The 14,376-nt window shown below is 62.6% G+C and carries 13 protein-coding genes; 9 read left to right on the forward strand and 4 right to left on the reverse strand.

Translation table 11 applies throughout. The features are described from left to right. Positions 1-141 precede the first annotated feature (141 nt). Together PAN31108_RS02600 and PAN31108_RS26275 are read left to right on the forward strand one after the other, a co-directional pair. Positions 142-1,812, forward strand: a complete 1,671-nt coding sequence (locus tag PAN31108_RS02600; protein ID WP_150667317.1) for an electron transfer flavoprotein-ubiquinone oxidoreductase — start codon at positions 142-144, stop codon at positions 1,810-1,812. Positions 1,813-2,000: 188 nt separating this feature from the next. Next, positions 2,001-2,315 (forward strand): MliC family protein, encoded by a 315-nt coding sequence (locus PAN31108_RS26275; RefSeq protein ID WP_174994812.1) that lies wholly within the window; start codon positions 2,001-2,003, stop codon positions 2,313-2,315. A 123-nt stretch (positions 2,316-2,438) separates the two neighbouring features. Here PAN31108_RS26275 and aroC read toward each other — a convergent pair whose 3' ends face one another. From aroC to PAN31108_RS02620, 3 genes are read right to left on the reverse strand one after another with little or no spacing between them, the layout of a single operon-like run. Continuing rightward, a complete protein-coding gene (aroC, locus tag PAN31108_RS02610) occupies positions 2,439-3,542 on the reverse strand; it encodes a chorismate synthase (RefSeq protein ID WP_150667319.1) in 1,104 nt (367 codons plus the stop codon). 36 nt (positions 3,543-3,578) lie between these two features. Further along, positions 3,579-5,498, reverse strand: coding sequence for an MFS transporter (locus PAN31108_RS02615; RefSeq protein ID WP_150667320.1), 1,920 nt, complete (start codon positions 5,496-5,498; stop codon positions 3,579-3,581). After that, complete coding sequence (locus tag PAN31108_RS02620; protein WP_039397675.1) at positions 5,495-5,950, reverse strand: CBS domain-containing protein; 456 nt, start codon at positions 5,948-5,950, stop codon at positions 5,495-5,497. Before PAN31108_RS02620 ends, PAN31108_RS02615 begins: the two co-directional genes overlap by 4 nt. Before the next feature lie 430 nt (positions 5,951-6,380). Between PAN31108_RS02620 and PAN31108_RS02625 the strand changes: the two genes are divergently transcribed. From PAN31108_RS02625 to PAN31108_RS02635, 3 genes are read left to right on the forward strand one after another with little or no spacing between them, the layout of a single operon-like run. Then, entirely contained in the window at positions 6,381-7,688 is a 1,308-nt protein-coding gene (locus tag PAN31108_RS02625) for an O-acetylhomoserine aminocarboxypropyltransferase (RefSeq protein ID WP_150667321.1), read from the forward strand. Further along, positions 7,685-8,500 carry an alpha/beta fold hydrolase gene (locus PAN31108_RS02630; RefSeq protein ID WP_150667322.1) on the forward strand — a complete coding sequence of 272 codons (816 nt, stop codon included), beginning with the start codon at positions 7,685-7,687 and terminating at the stop codon, positions 8,498-8,500. The genes PAN31108_RS02625 and PAN31108_RS02630 overlap by 4 nt, the downstream gene beginning before the upstream one ends. 37 nt (positions 8,501-8,537) lie before the next feature. Then, positions 8,538-8,870, forward strand: a complete 333-nt coding sequence (locus PAN31108_RS02635) for an Mpo1-like protein (RefSeq protein ID WP_150667323.1) — start codon at positions 8,538-8,540, stop codon at positions 8,868-8,870. On the opposite strand, the gene PAN31108_RS02640 is transcribed toward PAN31108_RS02635, so the two are convergent. Continuing rightward, positions 8,867-10,246 (reverse strand): YihY family inner membrane protein, encoded by a 1,380-nt coding sequence (locus PAN31108_RS02640; RefSeq protein WP_246183730.1) that lies wholly within the window; start codon positions 10,244-10,246, stop codon positions 8,867-8,869. The two genes, PAN31108_RS02635 and PAN31108_RS02640, sit on opposite strands and share 4 nt — an antisense overlap. A gap of 387 nt (positions 10,247-10,633) precedes the next feature. On the opposite strand from PAN31108_RS02640, the gene wrbA reads away from it, so the two are divergent. From wrbA to PAN31108_RS02660, 4 genes are all read left to right on the forward strand, one after another. Continuing rightward, the gene (wrbA, locus tag PAN31108_RS02645; RefSeq protein WP_150667324.1) at positions 10,634-11,221 is read left to right on the forward strand and encodes an NAD(P)H:quinone oxidoreductase; all 588 of its coding nucleotides are present in this window, start codon (positions 10,634-10,636) and stop codon (positions 11,219-11,221) included. A gap of 57 nt (positions 11,222-11,278) precedes the next feature. Beyond that, positions 11,279-11,719, forward strand: a complete 441-nt coding sequence (locus PAN31108_RS02650) for a DUF2069 domain-containing protein (RefSeq protein ID WP_150667325.1) — start codon at positions 11,279-11,281, stop codon at positions 11,717-11,719. A 109-nt stretch (positions 11,720-11,828) separates the two neighbouring features. Further along, entirely contained in the window at positions 11,829-13,250 is a 1,422-nt protein-coding gene (locus tag PAN31108_RS02655) for an FAD-binding oxidoreductase (protein ID WP_150667326.1), read from the forward strand. 719 nt (positions 13,251-13,969) lie between these two features. After that, a complete protein-coding gene (locus PAN31108_RS02660; protein ID WP_150667327.1) occupies positions 13,970-14,359 on the forward strand; it encodes a hypothetical protein in 390 nt (129 codons plus the stop codon). Positions 14,360-14,376: the final 17 nt, after the last annotated feature.

The following is a 14,376-nucleotide window of genomic DNA, read 5'->3' on the forward strand; positions in this document are numbered from 1 at the left end:
GGCGCGGCCACAAGGCCCGCCGCTAGAGCTTCCTACCTACCTAACCGAACGATCGTGCTATTAATATGCGGTTGCGAGGTGCTCCCCATTCCCGGAAAATGACCGCACCCACGAATTCTAACGTTTATAACAGGAGCATCAATGGATCCCAAGCTGCTTGAGCAGTACGGCCCGAGGGAGTCGATGGAATATGACGTCGTCATCGTTGGCGGCGGTCCGGCCGGCCTGTCCACGGCTATCCGTTTGAAGCAACGCGCGCAGGAAGCAGGCAAAGAAATTTCCGTTTGTGTCCTGGAAAAAGGCTCGGAAATCGGCGCCCACATCCTCTCCGGTGCCGTCATGGATCCGCGAGCGCTCACCGAACTCATCCCCGACTGGAAGGAACTCGGTGCCCCCCTCGATACCCCCGTCGTCGAAGACCGGTTCCTGTTCCTGAACGAGACCGGCGCGACCGCGACCCCGTCGTGGCTGCTGCCCGCCTGTTTCCAGAACCACGGCAATTACGTCATCAGCCTGGGCAACGTCGTGCGCTGGCTCGGCCAGCAAGCCGAAGCGCTCGGTGTCGAAATCTTCCCGGGCTTCCCCGCCGCCGAAGTGCTGTATGACGATAACGGCGCGGTCATGGGCGTGGCGACAGGCAACATGGGCGTAGGCAAGGACGGTGAACCGACCGAAAACTTCCAGCTCGGCATGGAGTTGCACGCCAAGTACACGATCTTCTCGGAAGGTGCGCGCGGCAGCCTCGGCCGCCAGTTGATGCGCAAGTTCAACCTCGATGACGGGCGCGATCCGCAGGCATACGGCCTGGGCATCAAGGAATTGTGGGAAATCGATCCGTCCAAGCACAAGGAAGGCCTCGTCATTCACACCGCCGGCTGGCCGCTCAACGCCCAGACCTATGGCGGCTCCTTCCTGTATCACCTACCGAACCATCAGGTTGCCGTCGGTTTCATCGTCGGTCTCGATTACAGCAATCCGTACCTGTCCCCGTTCGAAGAATTCCAGCGTTACAAGACGCACCCCTCGATCCGTCACTTCCTCGAGGGCGGCAAGCGCATTTCGTACGGCGCGCGCGCGATTACGGCGGGCGGCCTGCTGGCCCTGCCGAAGCTGGCCTTCAAGGGCGGCGCCCTGGTCGGCTGCGAGGCCGGGTTCCTGAATGTGAGCCGCATCAAGGGTAGCCATGCCGCCATCAAGAGCGGCATGATGGCCGCCGATGCCGCGTTCGACGCGCTCGTGGCAGACCGGCAGCGTGACGAACTCACCGCTTACCCGGCGGCATTCGAGCAATCGTGGCTGCATGAAGAGCTGAACAAGGCGCGCAACTTCAAGCAGTGGTTCAAGAAGGGCCTGACGGTCGCCACGCTGATGACCGGCATCGAGCAAAAGCTGCTCGGCGGCAAAATGCCCTGGACGATCCACCGCAAGAAGGCCGATCACGAATGCCTGCTGCCGGCCGCGCAATGCCAGCCGATCGTGTATCCGAAACCGGATGGCAAGCTCACGTTCGACCGTCTCTCGTCGGTCTTCATTTCGAACACCAACCACGAAGAAAATCAGCCTGCCCACTTGACGCTCAAGGATCAGAGCGTGCCTGTGGGCATCAACCTGAGCGAGTACGCCGGCCCTGAGCAGCGGTATTGCCCGGCTGGGGTGTACGAGTTCGTGAAGAACGACGATGACTCGGAGCGCTTGCAGATCAATGCGCAGAACTGCGTGCACTGCAAGACTTGCGATATCAAGGATCCGACGCAGAACATCGTATGGGTCACGCCGGAAGGTGGCGGCGGTCCGAACTACCCGAATATGTAATGTTGTGCTGCCGCCGGTTCGTCCGGCGGTTTTTATTGGGATGTCGGCTTGTAGTCGATGGTATGTCGGTGGTATGTCGGTTTAGACGTCGGCAAGGGCACTCGCCTGGCAACTTGCCCGCGGCCAATGTGTCCGATCCAGCATGTAGAGGATTCGTTTCCAATCCACGCCAAAGGCAAGGAGGCGGTATGTCGCGATCTTCCCTGGGACTTTCGGGTGCGGCGCTCGTCGGCGCACTTGCGCTTACCGCAGGCGCTGTGCACGCCAAGACGGTGAGCTATTTGTGCGATAACAAACGTGTGGCCGTGGTCGTCTACGACGACGACAATCTCGGCGGCAACGTGACGCTGTATTGGATGGGCAAACGCGAGGTGCTCAAGCCCGCTCGCGCCGCGAGCGGGGAAAAACACGTGGGAAGCACGCTCATCTGGTGGAGCAAAGGACCGGAAGGCACGCTTTATACCGCGAAAGGCGAACAGCCTATCACGCAGTGCCGTGAATGACGCGGTAACGCCGAGACGAAAAAACGCCAGCGGAATGTCTTTCGTTTTCGTTTTCGCTTTCGTTTGACACGCGCTGCAACGACGGCTTAGGCAGACTTCGTCAATCCCCGGGGTCCGTCGCACTCACTCCGGCGCACGCGCAGGAACAACCGGCGTGTCGACGCGGACATCGCCGCATTGCGCGCGATGACGGAGCGCATGATCGATCAGCACGAGCGCCAGCAGCGCCTCAGCGATCGGCGTGGCACGAATGCCCACGCATGGATCATGACGGCCAAACGTCTCCACCGTCGCCGGTTGCCCGGTCACATCGACCGATCGACGTGGTGTACGAATGCTCGATGTCGGCTTGATGGCGATCGAGACCTCGATATCCTGACCGGTCGAAATGCCACCGAGAATGCCGCCGGCATTGTTGCCGACGAAGCCTTCCGGCGTCAGTTCGTCGCCATGCTCGGAACCTTTCTGCGTCACACTACGGAATCCCGCACCGATCTCCACCCCTTTGACGGCATTGAGCCCCATCATCGCGTGGGCAATATCGGCATCGAGACGATCGAACAGCGGCTCACCCAGACCGACCGGCACGCCGGTCGCAACGACGCGCAGCTTCGCCCCTACGGAATCCCCTGCCTTGCGCAGGTCGTCCATATACGTTTCCAACTGCGGAACAACGTCAGCGTTCGCGGCGAAGAACGGGTTCTGCGAGACCTGCGACCAATCGGTCTGCGCAATCTCGATGTCCCCCAGTTGCGTCATGCAACCGCGCACCTGCACACCGTAGCGCTCGGCCAACCATTTCTTGGCCACGGCGCCCGCCGCCACCACGGGCGCGGTCAGGCGGGCCGATGAACGGCCACCGCCGCGATAATCGCGCACGCCGTACTTCTGCAAATAGGTGTAATCGGCATGGCCGGGACGGAACGTCTGGACAATATTGCCGTAATCTTTGCTGCGTTGATCCGTATTGCGGATGAGCAAAGCGATGGGCGTGCCCGTCGTCACGCCTTCGAAAACCCCCGAGAGAATCTCGACGGCGTCCGGCTCGTTACGCTGCGTGACGTGACGCGACGTACCGGGACGGCGGCGATCCAGTTCGACCTGAATGTCGGCTTCCGTCAGCGCCATTCCCGGCGGGCAGCCATCGATGACACAGCCGATGGCCGGGCCATGCGATTCGCCGAAAGTGGTAACGGTAAACAGGGTTCCAAGCGTATTGCCAGACATACGGGGATCAGGTTGGGGTGTGACGGAAAGACTCTATTATACCGGCCAGGGGCCGCGCAGCTTGAGCACCTTATCGCGTAGCGACTCCGGTGTGGCCTGAGCCGGTTCGACGGGTTCGCCGATCACCAATTCCAGCCGATTCAGGATGCCTCGCTTGAACGGACGCGTCATTGCCGCCCCACCGTGCCGGGAGAAAAAGCTGCCCCACAGCCCGCGCAACGCCATGGGCACGACCGGCACCGGAGAGCGCTCGATAATGCGCTGCACACCTTGCCGGAAGACTTGCAGATCACCGGAGGCCGTCAGCTTACCCTCCGGAAAGAGACAAATCACGTCTCCCGCGTCGAGCGCCTCAGCGATTTTCCCGTAAGCCCGCTCAAGCCCTGCCGCGTCTTCATGCGCTGGCGCAATAGGAATCGCCCCGACGGTACGGAAGAACCACGACAGCACGGGGATACGAAAAATTCGGTGATCCATCACAAAACGCACCGGCCGGCGGATCGAAGCGCCGATCACCACCGCGTCTGCGAAGCTAACGTGATTGCATACGAGTACACATGGCCCCGCATCGGGAATCCGATCGGCCCCTTTGACCTCGATCCGATAGACGGTATGGAGCATCAGCCACATGACGAAGCGAATCAAAAATTCCGGCAGCAGCGAGTACAGATATACGGCGACCAACGCGTTGAGAACGCCTGTCACCAGATACAACTGGTCGATGGTGAATCCGGCTTTGGTCAGCATCATCGCCATGAGCGCGGAGACGACCATGAACAGCGCATTCAGGATATTGTTCGCGGCAATGATGCGCGCGCGATGCGACGGCTGACTGCGACTCTGGATCAGCGCGTACAACGGCACGCTGTAGAAACCGCCGAACATGGCCAGCAGGAACAGGTCAGCCAGAATGCGCCAATGGCCCGGTCGCGACACGAACTCGCCAACGGTCAACAGCGCCGCGCCCGCAGAGCCGCCACGGCTCGCGAAATAGAGATCGACGGCGAACACGGTCATGCCGATCGAACCGAACGGCACCAGCCCAATCTCCACTTTGCCGCCGGAGAGCCGCTCACACAGCAATGATCCCAGGCCGATCCCGACCGAAAACATGGCCAGCAGGAGCGTGACCACATCCGGATTCGCGCCCAGTACATCACGCGCGAAATTGAAAAACGAGGCCAGGAAAGTCGCGCCCAGGAACCAGAGCCAGGAAATACCGAGCAGGCTCTGAAATACCGCTCGATCCGCACGCGCAATTCGCAGATTGCGCCACGTCTCGGTAAACGGGTTCCAGTTGATACGCAGATCCGGTTGCGCAGCCGGCGTTTGCGGCACCCATGTCGAGACCACGCGCCCCAGCACGGCCACGCCGATGCACACGCCGGCGATCCAGGGCAACGCCCCCGCCCCGGCCCCCGCCATCTCACCACCGACGATCGTGCCGAGAAGAATTGCCACGAACGTGCCCATCTCGACGAGCCCGTTACCGCCGACCAGTTCGTGATCGGCGAGATGCTGCGGCAGATAGGCGTATTTGACTGGCCCGAACAGCGTGGAATGCAGCCCCATCAGGAAGGTGCAAACGTAGAGGAGCGACGCATTCGTCCAGACGAACCCCGCCGCGCCCACCACCATGATGGCGATTTCCAGCGTCTTGACGAATCGAATCAGACGCGCCTTGTCCCACTTGTCGGCAATCTGCCCGCTGGTCGCCGAAAACAGCAGAAATGGCGCAATGAAAATCGCGGAAATCAGGAACGCCGCGGTCTTGCCGTCGACGTCCTGAAACAGCGACGCATGGTAGGTGACGAGCGACGTGAACGCGATCTTGAACACGTTGTCGTTCATCGCGCCGAGGAACTGCGTCCAGAAGAACGGCGCGAACCGGCGTTCCTTCAGCAGTCGCGATTGGTGGCCGTCGCCGCGAGCCTCGCGCTGACTAGCCTCACTCACTTTGCGTTTTCCGCTTCCTCGGCCGGCCAGTCGCGAATGTAGGCCTTGAGCATGCGGTTCTCGAAAGATTGCTCTTCGACGACCGCGCGCGCTACATCGTAGAAGGAAATCACGCCCATGAGCGTGCGACTCTCCATGACCGGCAGATAACGAGCGTGACGCTCGAGCATCATGCGGCGCACTTCGTTCACGTCGGTCTCAGGCGTACACGTGAGCGGATGGTCGTCCATGATCTTACGAATCGTGGACCCGCCGACCGTGCCGCCGTTCTTGCTGATGGTATTGATGATTTCGCGGAATGTGAGCATGCCCACGAGGTCGCCATACTCCATGACGACGAGCGAACCGATATCGTGCTCCGCCATCGTGTCGACGGCATCGGCCAGGGACGTTTCCGGGGTCACGGTGAAAAGGGTGTTGCCCTTTACTTTCAGAATGTCAGACACACGCATGGCACACACTCCTCATTGTGTTGCTCGGGCAAAACGTCGCGGTACGCAGCAAGCGCTGCCACCGAACGTCGCCGGACTTCGGCTTGCGAGACGGATGGCCGACGCGTACGCCCGCTGTCTCCGCGTTATATTGGAATTGAAACCTGTTCGATGGATGCTATCGGAAAGCGTCTGAAAAGGAAAGGCGAAAGACGCGCACATGACCGCTTGGCGCGGGTTTTCGGCCGATTCTGCATCGACGATAAGACAACACCTTACCCCCGACATCGGACAACACCGCAATTTCCCTGATGCGGCCCGCAAAGGCTGCCGGAGCGCACGTCGGTGGTGCTAGGATTGCCGTATACGTAAAGTCTGCTTCACGCGTCTGCCCGGTGAGCGTTTTTCACTCGAGCGCCCACTTCACGCCATCAGCGAGGCCCTCTCCGACATGCCAGTTCCGCACTTCGACACGCTTGCCCTGCACGCCGGGGCCGCGCCCGACCCCACCACGGGAGCACGCGCCACTCCGATCTACCAAACCACGTCGTTCGTCTTCTCCGATGCCGATCAGGCCGCCGCGCTATTCAACATGGAACGCGCCGGACATGTGTATTCGCGCATCTCCAATCCGACCAACGCGGTGTTCGAAGAGCGAATGGCGGCACTGGAGAACGGCGTCGGGGCCATCGCAACCGCAAGCGGACAGGCCGCCCTGCATCTGGCGATCGCCACGCTGATGGGCGCGGGTTCGCATATCGTGGCGTCGAGCGCGCTCTATGGCGGCTCGCATAATCTGCTGCATTACACGCTGCGGCGTTTCGGCATCGAGACGACCTTCGTTCGCCCCGGCGATCTGAATGCCTGGCGCGCCGCCATCCGGCCTGAAACGCGCCTGCTCTTCGGCGAAACACTTGGCAATCCGGGGCTGGACGTGCTCGACATCGGGCAAATCGCCGGCATCGCCCATGACGCCGGCGTGCCCTTGCTCGTTGACAGCACGTTCACCACGCCATGGCTCATCCAGCCGTTCGCGCACGGCGCGGACTTCGTTTATCACTCGGCGACCAAATTCCTGGGCGGTCACGGCACGACGATCGGCGGGGTGCTGATCGACGGCGGCACGTTCGATTTCGAGAAAAGCGGCAAATTTCCCGAACTGACCGAGCCCTACGATGGCTTCCACGGCATGGTTTTCGCGGAGGAGAATTCCGTCGCCCCGTTCCTGCTGCGCGCACGTCGCGAGGGGTTACGCGACTTCGGCGCGTGTCTGCATCCGCAGGCTGCATGGCAATTGCTGCAAGGTATCGAAACCCTCCCGCTTCGCATGGCGCGGCATGTGGACAATGCACGCCGCGTGGTGGACTTTCTGGCCGGGCACGAAGCCGTCGCGAGCGTGGCCTACCCCGAATTGCCATCGCACCCCGATTACGCGCTTGCCAAACGATTGCTGCCACGAGGCGCAGGTGCCGTGTTCAGCTTCAATCTGAAAGGCGATCGTGACGCCGGCAGACGGTTCATCGAGTCATTGCAACTGTTCTCGCATCTCGCGAACGTGGGAGACGCCCGTTCGCTGGTGATTCATCCGGCATCGACGACGCACTTTCGCATGGACGCCGCAGCGCTGGCCGCCGCCGGTATCGGAGAGGGCACAGTGCGGCTGTCCATCGGGCTGGAAGATCCCGACGACCTGATACAAGACCTCGGGCGCGGCCTGAAAGCCGCGGTCAAATCGTCCACGAAGGGGCAAGCCCGATGAATTTCAAAATTGCAGGCCACAACCTTTATGCCTACACGGCGGGCAAGCCGATTCATCCGGCACTGCCCACGGTCGTCTTCGTGCATGGCGCGCAGCACGACCACAGTGTCTGGGGCTTACAGAGCCGGTACCTCGCCAATCATGGCATGAACGTGCTTGCGCTCGATCTGCCGGGACATCATCGAAGCACCGGCGCACCGCTCGGAACGATCGGCGAGATGGCGGATCGGGTGGTCGACGTACTGAACGCCGCCGGCATCGGCAGCGCTGCGTGGGTCGGCCACAGCATGGGGTCGCTGATCGCGCTTGACGCGGCAGCGCGCCACCCCGAGCGAGTCACGCGCATCGCACTCGTCGGTACGGCGTATCCGATGAAAGTCTCGGACACCTTGCGCAACGCCGCCGCCGAGCGCGAGTCCGAGGCTATCGCGCTGGTCAACGCCTGGTCGCACAGCACGCTCGCCGCGAAGCCTTCCGCGCCCGAGCCCGGATTCTGGACCTGGGGAGGCAATCAGCGCTTGATGGAGCGCGTGGCGCAGCGCAATCCGGCGAAGGTGTTTCTCACGGATTTCGAAGCGTGCAATTCGTACGATCAGGGGATGGAGGTGGTCGCCCGCGTGAAATGCCCGGTGCTCGCCGTACTGGGACAACGGGACCAGATGACGCCGCCACGCGCGGCGCAGGCACTGCTCGACGCCCTGCGCGACGCCGGCGTGCCGGTCACGATAACGCTCGTGAACGCGGGGCACGCCATCATGACGGAGCAACCGGACGCCCTGCTCGATGCCCTCAAGCGATTCATGCGAGACTAAGTGCGTCACCTTCGCCAATCGGGACAGGAGGCTTGCCATGAACGAGGAACAGAAGCCCGCAGCGCCGTCGCAAACCTTTGACCGGTTTGCGGACTTTTACCCGTTTTATCTCGGCGAACACCGGAATCCGACGTGCCGGCGTCTGCATTTCGCAGGCTCGTGGGGCGTCATCGCGTTTTTGGTGACATTCGCGGTGACGGGTCATGCGTGGTGGTTGCTCGCAGCCATCGTGTGCGGCTACGCCTTCGCATGGATCGGCCACTTCTTCTTCGAAAAAAACCGGCCCGCCACGTTTCGCCACCCGATCTACAGCCTGATGGGCGACTGGGTCATGTTCCGCGACATCTGCGTGGGGCGCATCAAGCTTTAGCGTGTCGACGGATACGGCCGCCCCTCGCGGTCGACCTCACCCTCGTCGCCCAGGGCCACCTTTCCCACCTTGCTCACCTTTCTCACCTCCCCCACCCCGTCCACCTCATCCACTTCTGTCGACGAAAGCCCCGAAAGATCGGAAGGATCGCGCGGCAGGGCGTCGGCCAGCGGCACGTCCCATTTCCCTTCGCGCAGCATCTCCGCCACGTGAGCGCCATCAAGCGCGTGACGCTCCATCTGCCGCGCCAGCTCGTCGACGTTCAGGGCGAGTTGGGCGACCAGCGGTGAAAGCGTTGTCGTGCGCGGGTTGGCGAGCAACAGCCAACGCTCGGCAGGCGGTTGCATCGTGAGCCGTCCCACCCAGCCCATGCGTTCGAGTCTGCCGAGCAGCTCACCCGCGTGTTCCAGGCTGGTGCGCATGGCACGCGCCAACTGCTGTGTGGTGTACCCGCTGCCCCCCGCCTCCCGGTCCTGATTGAGCAGATGGATCAGCGTGAGGCCGTCGAGCAAGTCACTGCCCGGGAATCGCGGATACTGAAAATGACCGAGACGCAGCGCCGGCAATACCGACGTGATCGTCGCGCCCAACAGCGCCACCAGCCACGACAGGTAAATCCACAACAGAAAGATCGGCACTGCCGCAAATGCCCCGTAGACAGCGGTGTAAGTCGGGAACTGACGGATGTACATCCCGAAGCCGCGTTTGGTCAGATCGAACGCGAGCGCCGCCACCACACCACCGACCAGTGCATCGCGCCAATCCACTTTGCAATTCGGCATGTAGACGTACATCAGCATGAACGCCACGCTCGTGAGCGCCAGCGGAATCAGACTGAGCAGCGAAGCTACGGCGGGCGGCAGCGTGCTCACGAGCGACATCGACTGCGTGAACACATACGAGCTGATCGACAAACTCACACCGAACAGCAACGGCCCAAGCGTAAGCAGGCTCCAATAAATGAGCAGACGCTGAGCCAGGGGGCGCGGACGCGGCACGCGCCAGATCACATTGAAGGCCGACTCGATCGTCATCAGCGTGAGGACCGACGTCACCAGCAAACCGATCAGGCCGAACGCGGTCAGGCTCTTCGCCTTCGACGCGAACTGGTTGAGATAGTTGAAAATCTGCGCGTTGACGCTCTCAGGCATCAAATGTTCCAGCAGGAAACCCTGCAAGGCGTCGCGAAACGAATTAAAGATCGGAAACGCCGTGAACAGCGCGAACGTGACGGCAAACAGCGGCACGATCGACAGGATCGAAGTGAACGTCAGACTTCCCGCCACTTGCGGAATCCGATCGTCCTGTGCCCGCGCAAGCGCGTACCTCAGCAATTGGCGAACGTTATTCCAGTTGATGCGGGACAGTTTGAGCAAATCAAGCTCCTAGAGGTTGACGTCGGTCAGAGGCCGGAAAGATGCGGGGACGTCGGGGAACGCATGTGCATCGACGACGCGCTGGCGCACGCGGCCATAAGGGCCATAAGCGGCTTTACGTGGGCATACGCAGCCATATCGCCACGCTGTCACCCGCTTGGGAACGCCCTATAATAACCGCACTTTTTGCAGGCTTTTCACGTTGAACCCAAGGTAGCAGCCGGTTTGCCATGGATCGCGCACGCCGAAAAGCGATCGATACCGGCCGACCGGCACGCCTCTGCCGAAGCCCTCGCCCCACGGGACGAGCGCACGGCAAATCGCCCGCAAGCCCCTGTCAACCCGCTACCGACATTCGGCCAACGCCGATTCGACCGCCTCGATTTCATGACCGAAATTCTCGTCCTGTACTACAGCCGCCATGGCACGACCGCCCAACTCGCGCAATGCATCGCTGCCGGCATCGACAGCGTGCCCGGCGCGCAAGCGCGTGTGCGCACCGTGCCCGCCGTGTCGACGGTGTGCGAAGCCAGCGCACCGGACATTCCCGATAGCGGCCCGCCGTACGTCGAACTGCGCGATCTCGAAGAGTGCGCCGGACTGGCGCTCGGGTCGCCGACCCGGTTCGGCAACATGGCCGCGGCGCTGAAGTACTTCCTGGACGGCACCACGCCCCAGTGGCTCTCGGGTGCGCTCGCCGGCAAACCCGCCTGCGTTTTCACCTCCAGCGCCAGCCTGCACGGTGGCCAGGAAAGCACGCTGCTATCGATGATGATCCCGCTGCTCCATCACGGCATGCTGCTCATGGGCCTTCCCTACACGGAGCCCGCCCTGTCCAGCACCCGCACGGGCGGCTCCCCTTACGGCGCGACGCACTTCGCCCACGACGGCAATCCGCTCTCGGCAGACGAACGTCAACTGGCGTCCGCGCTCGGCGCACGACTCGCACGCGCGGCCGGCAAACTGGCAGAATGAGCCTTTGCGACGCGTCGCCCCCGCCCCCGCAGTGACACAGGCACACGAGACTCGCCCATGACTGCCACACCGCCCGATCTCCCGCACCATCCGCCACACGACGCGCCCAATGGCGTGCCCACGGGCGCGTCCCATACGCACTGGCTTAGGCGGGTGAGCATCGCCAGTCTGCTGGCGTTGATCGCCTTGTCGGTGGCATGGGAATTGTGGCTCGCGCCGCTGCGTCCCGGCGGCTCATGGCTGGTGCTCAAGGCGCTGCTCCTGCTGTTGCCGTTGCGCGGGGTGCTGCGTGGCGATCTGTACACGCTTCAGTGGTCGAGCATGTTTATCCTGCTGTTTCTGGCGGAAGGCGTGGTGCGCGGCATGTCCGACACCGGGGCGTCCGCATCGCTCGCGTGGATCGAGACGGCGCTCTCGCTCGTGTTCTTCTTCGCAACGATCTTTTATCTGCGGCCTTTCAAACGCGCGGCGAAAGCCCGGGCGGCGGCGGCACGCTAGTCGTCGTCACGCGCGTGCACCGGTCGTTCGTCACAGTATCGCCAATCGTTAAGCGTCGATCATCCATACCGCGCGCGGCGAACTCACATCGGGCAACGCCTCCCCTGCCATGAACAACGCCGAATTCCTCACTGCATGCCGCGACCTCCTGGGCCGCGACCATGTCCTGCAAGAGGCCGCCGACACTGTCGGCTACCTCACCGACCAACGCAAGCGCTATGTCGGCAAGGCGCTCGCCGTGCTGCGGCCGTCAGACGCCGCTCAAGTCGCCGCACTCGTGCGTCTGTGCGTCACCCATGGCGTGTCGATGGTGCCCCAAGGGGGCAATACCGGGCTCGCCGGCGGCGCAACACCCGATGTCAGCGGGCGCCAGGTCGTCATCAGCCTGCGCCGCCTGGACCGCATCCGGCAGGTGGACGCCGACAACATGACGCTCACGGCCGAGGCTGGATGCCTTCTCGCCAACGTTCAGGCAGCAGCGGCAGCGGTCGAACGACTGTTCCCGCTGAGTCTCGCAGCGGAAGGCAGTTGCACCATCGGCGGCAATCTCGCCACGAACGCGGGCGGGACGGCGGTGCTGCGTTACGGCAATGCACGCGAATTGTGTCTCGGTCTGGAGGTCGTGACACCACAAGGCGAATTGTGGGACGGACTGCGCGGCTTGCGTAAGGACAATACCGGTTACGACCTGCGGGACCTGTTCATCGGCGCGGAAGGCACGCTCGGCCTCATCACCGCCGCAACCCTCAAACTCTTCGCACAACCGGCAGCTCGCATGACGGCACTCGCTGCGCTCGACAGCCCGGCCGACGCCCTCGCGCTGCTGAACCTCGCCCAGCGCATGGCCGGGCCGCTGCTCACGGGCTTCGAGTTGATGTCCGACTTCTGCCTCAAGCTGGTGGCGCAGGTCTTCGCGCAGCAACGCTACCCGTTCTCTCAACCGTATGCGCAGGCCGTACTGCTGGAGCTTTCCGACAACGAAAGCGAGACGCACGCACGCGAGCTGCTGGAGCGCGTGTTGAACACCGCCGTCGATCAGGGCATCGTGCGCGACGCCATTGTCGCCAGCAGCCTTGCCCAGTCGAACGCTCTTTGGCATTTGCGCGAGAGCATTCCGCTCGCGCAATCGGCCACCGGTCTCAACATCAAGCACGATATCGCCGTGCCGGTCTCGCAGGTGCCCGCGTTCATTGCGGCCACGGATCCGATCGTGCAGCGCATCGCCCCCGGCGCGCGCATGGTGACGTTCGGGCATCTCGGCGACGGCAATCTGCACTACAACGTCATGGCGCCCGAAGGCGTCGATCCCGCTGTCTTCCTCGAGCAATATCAGTCGCCCGTGACCGATGCCGTGCACGACAGCGTGCATACACATCGCGGCACCATCAGCGCGGAGCATGGGCTAGGGCAATTCAAACGCGAGGCCTCGGCGCATTACAAGTCGCCCGTGGAACTCGCTCTGATGCGCGCGCTGAAAACCGCTCTCGACCCGCTCGGACTGATGAACCCCGGCAAGGTCCTGCCGGACTGAACCCTCGGCCTGTCGATGCGTTACGCGTGATACGGATGACTCGGGGGGGTGGCGATCATCCAAGCGGAGGTTTAGCATCAAGAAATCGCCAAAATTCGGAGAAATGTCGTCAATTTCGCGACAAAACGCCGCGAAATCATGCGGTTTTCTTTACAGACGCGCATCGAACCCCTAGAATGACTGCTTTCCAATTACGACGGAGTTTTCCGTGGGCAGTTGCTCTAGTAGCACGCAAGCGTCGGCAATGACCGGCGAGGCGTTGGCCCGGTAACCCGCAGTCGTCTCCGACTGCCGCTGCCGGAACCCATGCCGCAGCGGTAGTGCATCGATCGCGCCAGTTCACCGACGACTTCAGCGTCATCGGCGTTTTCCGGCGGAGGTCTCGCGATTGGGTCATCACGCCCCCTCGCGATACGACCTCGCAATCCACGATCTGTTTTCCGCACCTACCCCGCCGTTCAGCGTTTGTTTGACGGATCGGCTCGTCCGCATCCGGAACAAGGCACGCTCAAGGCGTCGTTTCGCGTCCGACATGTCACCGTCGATCGCGTCAACACCGAAAGCCTGCCGACGCTTGCGTCGAATCACTTATCGCATCACGACATCTCGTGCAACGTCCTTGCGCCCCCCGGGGTGCATGGGCCGCTCAGGAGCGTCGTCGCGATGCGTTGCCAAGCCCCGGCATCCGACGTCTCAGGCCCTTGATTCAGGAGGACACCATGACGCTGCAAATGCTTATCCCTTCGTTGTTCGATCGCGCCCGCGCCCGTCTGGCGCCGAATGCCGCAGCCTCGAATCCGGCCACGTCTGCGGCGGGCGACTCGCGCTCGGCCCACTCGCCGCAATACCGACTGGTGGTGCTGACGCTGGCATCGCGAGCCGACACCATCGACGCAACGGTCCGCGATGCGCTGCGCAACCAAAGGATCTCGCCCGAAATGGCGACCCGCACGGACCGTTCGGGCGGCTACCTGCTCGAACTCGATTACGTGCTGCGCTGCGACCGCAGCCGTCGTGCCGCGCTCGTGCACCTCGTCTCCACCTTGGGCGACACCGCAGGGGTGCGCGCCATTCGCTGGGAAACCGCGCCGAACCTGACGCCGCGCTGACGTTCCCGCCTCCACAC

The organism is Pandoraea anhela, from assembly GCF_902459655.1.
Taxonomy (GTDB): domain Bacteria; phylum Pseudomonadota; class Gammaproteobacteria; order Burkholderiales; family Burkholderiaceae; genus Pandoraea; species Pandoraea anhela.

Excerpts from the sequence above, each read along its gene's own strand:
- PAN31108_RS02600 (WP_150667317.1), top strand. The coding sequence starts at position 142 with ATGGATCCCAAGCTGCTTGAGCAGTACGGCCCGAGGGAGTCGATGGAA.
- PAN31108_RS26275 (WP_174994812.1), top strand. The coding sequence starts at position 2,001 with ATGTCGCGATCTTCCCTGGGACTTTCGGGTGCGGCGCTCGTCGGCGCA.
- aroC (WP_150667319.1), bottom strand. The coding sequence starts at position 3,542 with ATGTCTGGCAATACGCTTGGAACCCTGTTTACCGTTACCACTTTCGGC.
- PAN31108_RS02620 (WP_039397675.1), bottom strand. The coding sequence starts at position 5,950 with ATGCGTGTGTCTGACATTCTGAAAGTAAAGGGCAACACCCTTTTCACC.
- PAN31108_RS02625 (WP_150667321.1), top strand. The coding sequence starts at position 6,381 with ATGCCAGTTCCGCACTTCGACACGCTTGCCCTGCACGCCGGGGCCGCG.
- PAN31108_RS02630 (WP_150667322.1), top strand. The coding sequence starts at position 7,685 with ATGAATTTCAAAATTGCAGGCCACAACCTTTATGCCTACACGGCGGGC.
- PAN31108_RS02635 (WP_150667323.1), top strand. The coding sequence starts at position 8,538 with ATGAACGAGGAACAGAAGCCCGCAGCGCCGTCGCAAACCTTTGACCGG.
- wrbA (WP_150667324.1), top strand. The coding sequence starts at position 10,634 with ATGACCGAAATTCTCGTCCTGTACTACAGCCGCCATGGCACGACCGCC.
- PAN31108_RS02650 (WP_150667325.1), top strand. The coding sequence starts at position 11,279 with ATGACTGCCACACCGCCCGATCTCCCGCACCATCCGCCACACGACGCG.
- PAN31108_RS02655 (WP_150667326.1), top strand. The coding sequence starts at position 11,829 with ATGAACAACGCCGAATTCCTCACTGCATGCCGCGACCTCCTGGGCCGC.
- PAN31108_RS02660 (WP_150667327.1), top strand. The coding sequence starts at position 13,970 with ATGACGCTGCAAATGCTTATCCCTTCGTTGTTCGATCGCGCCCGCGCC.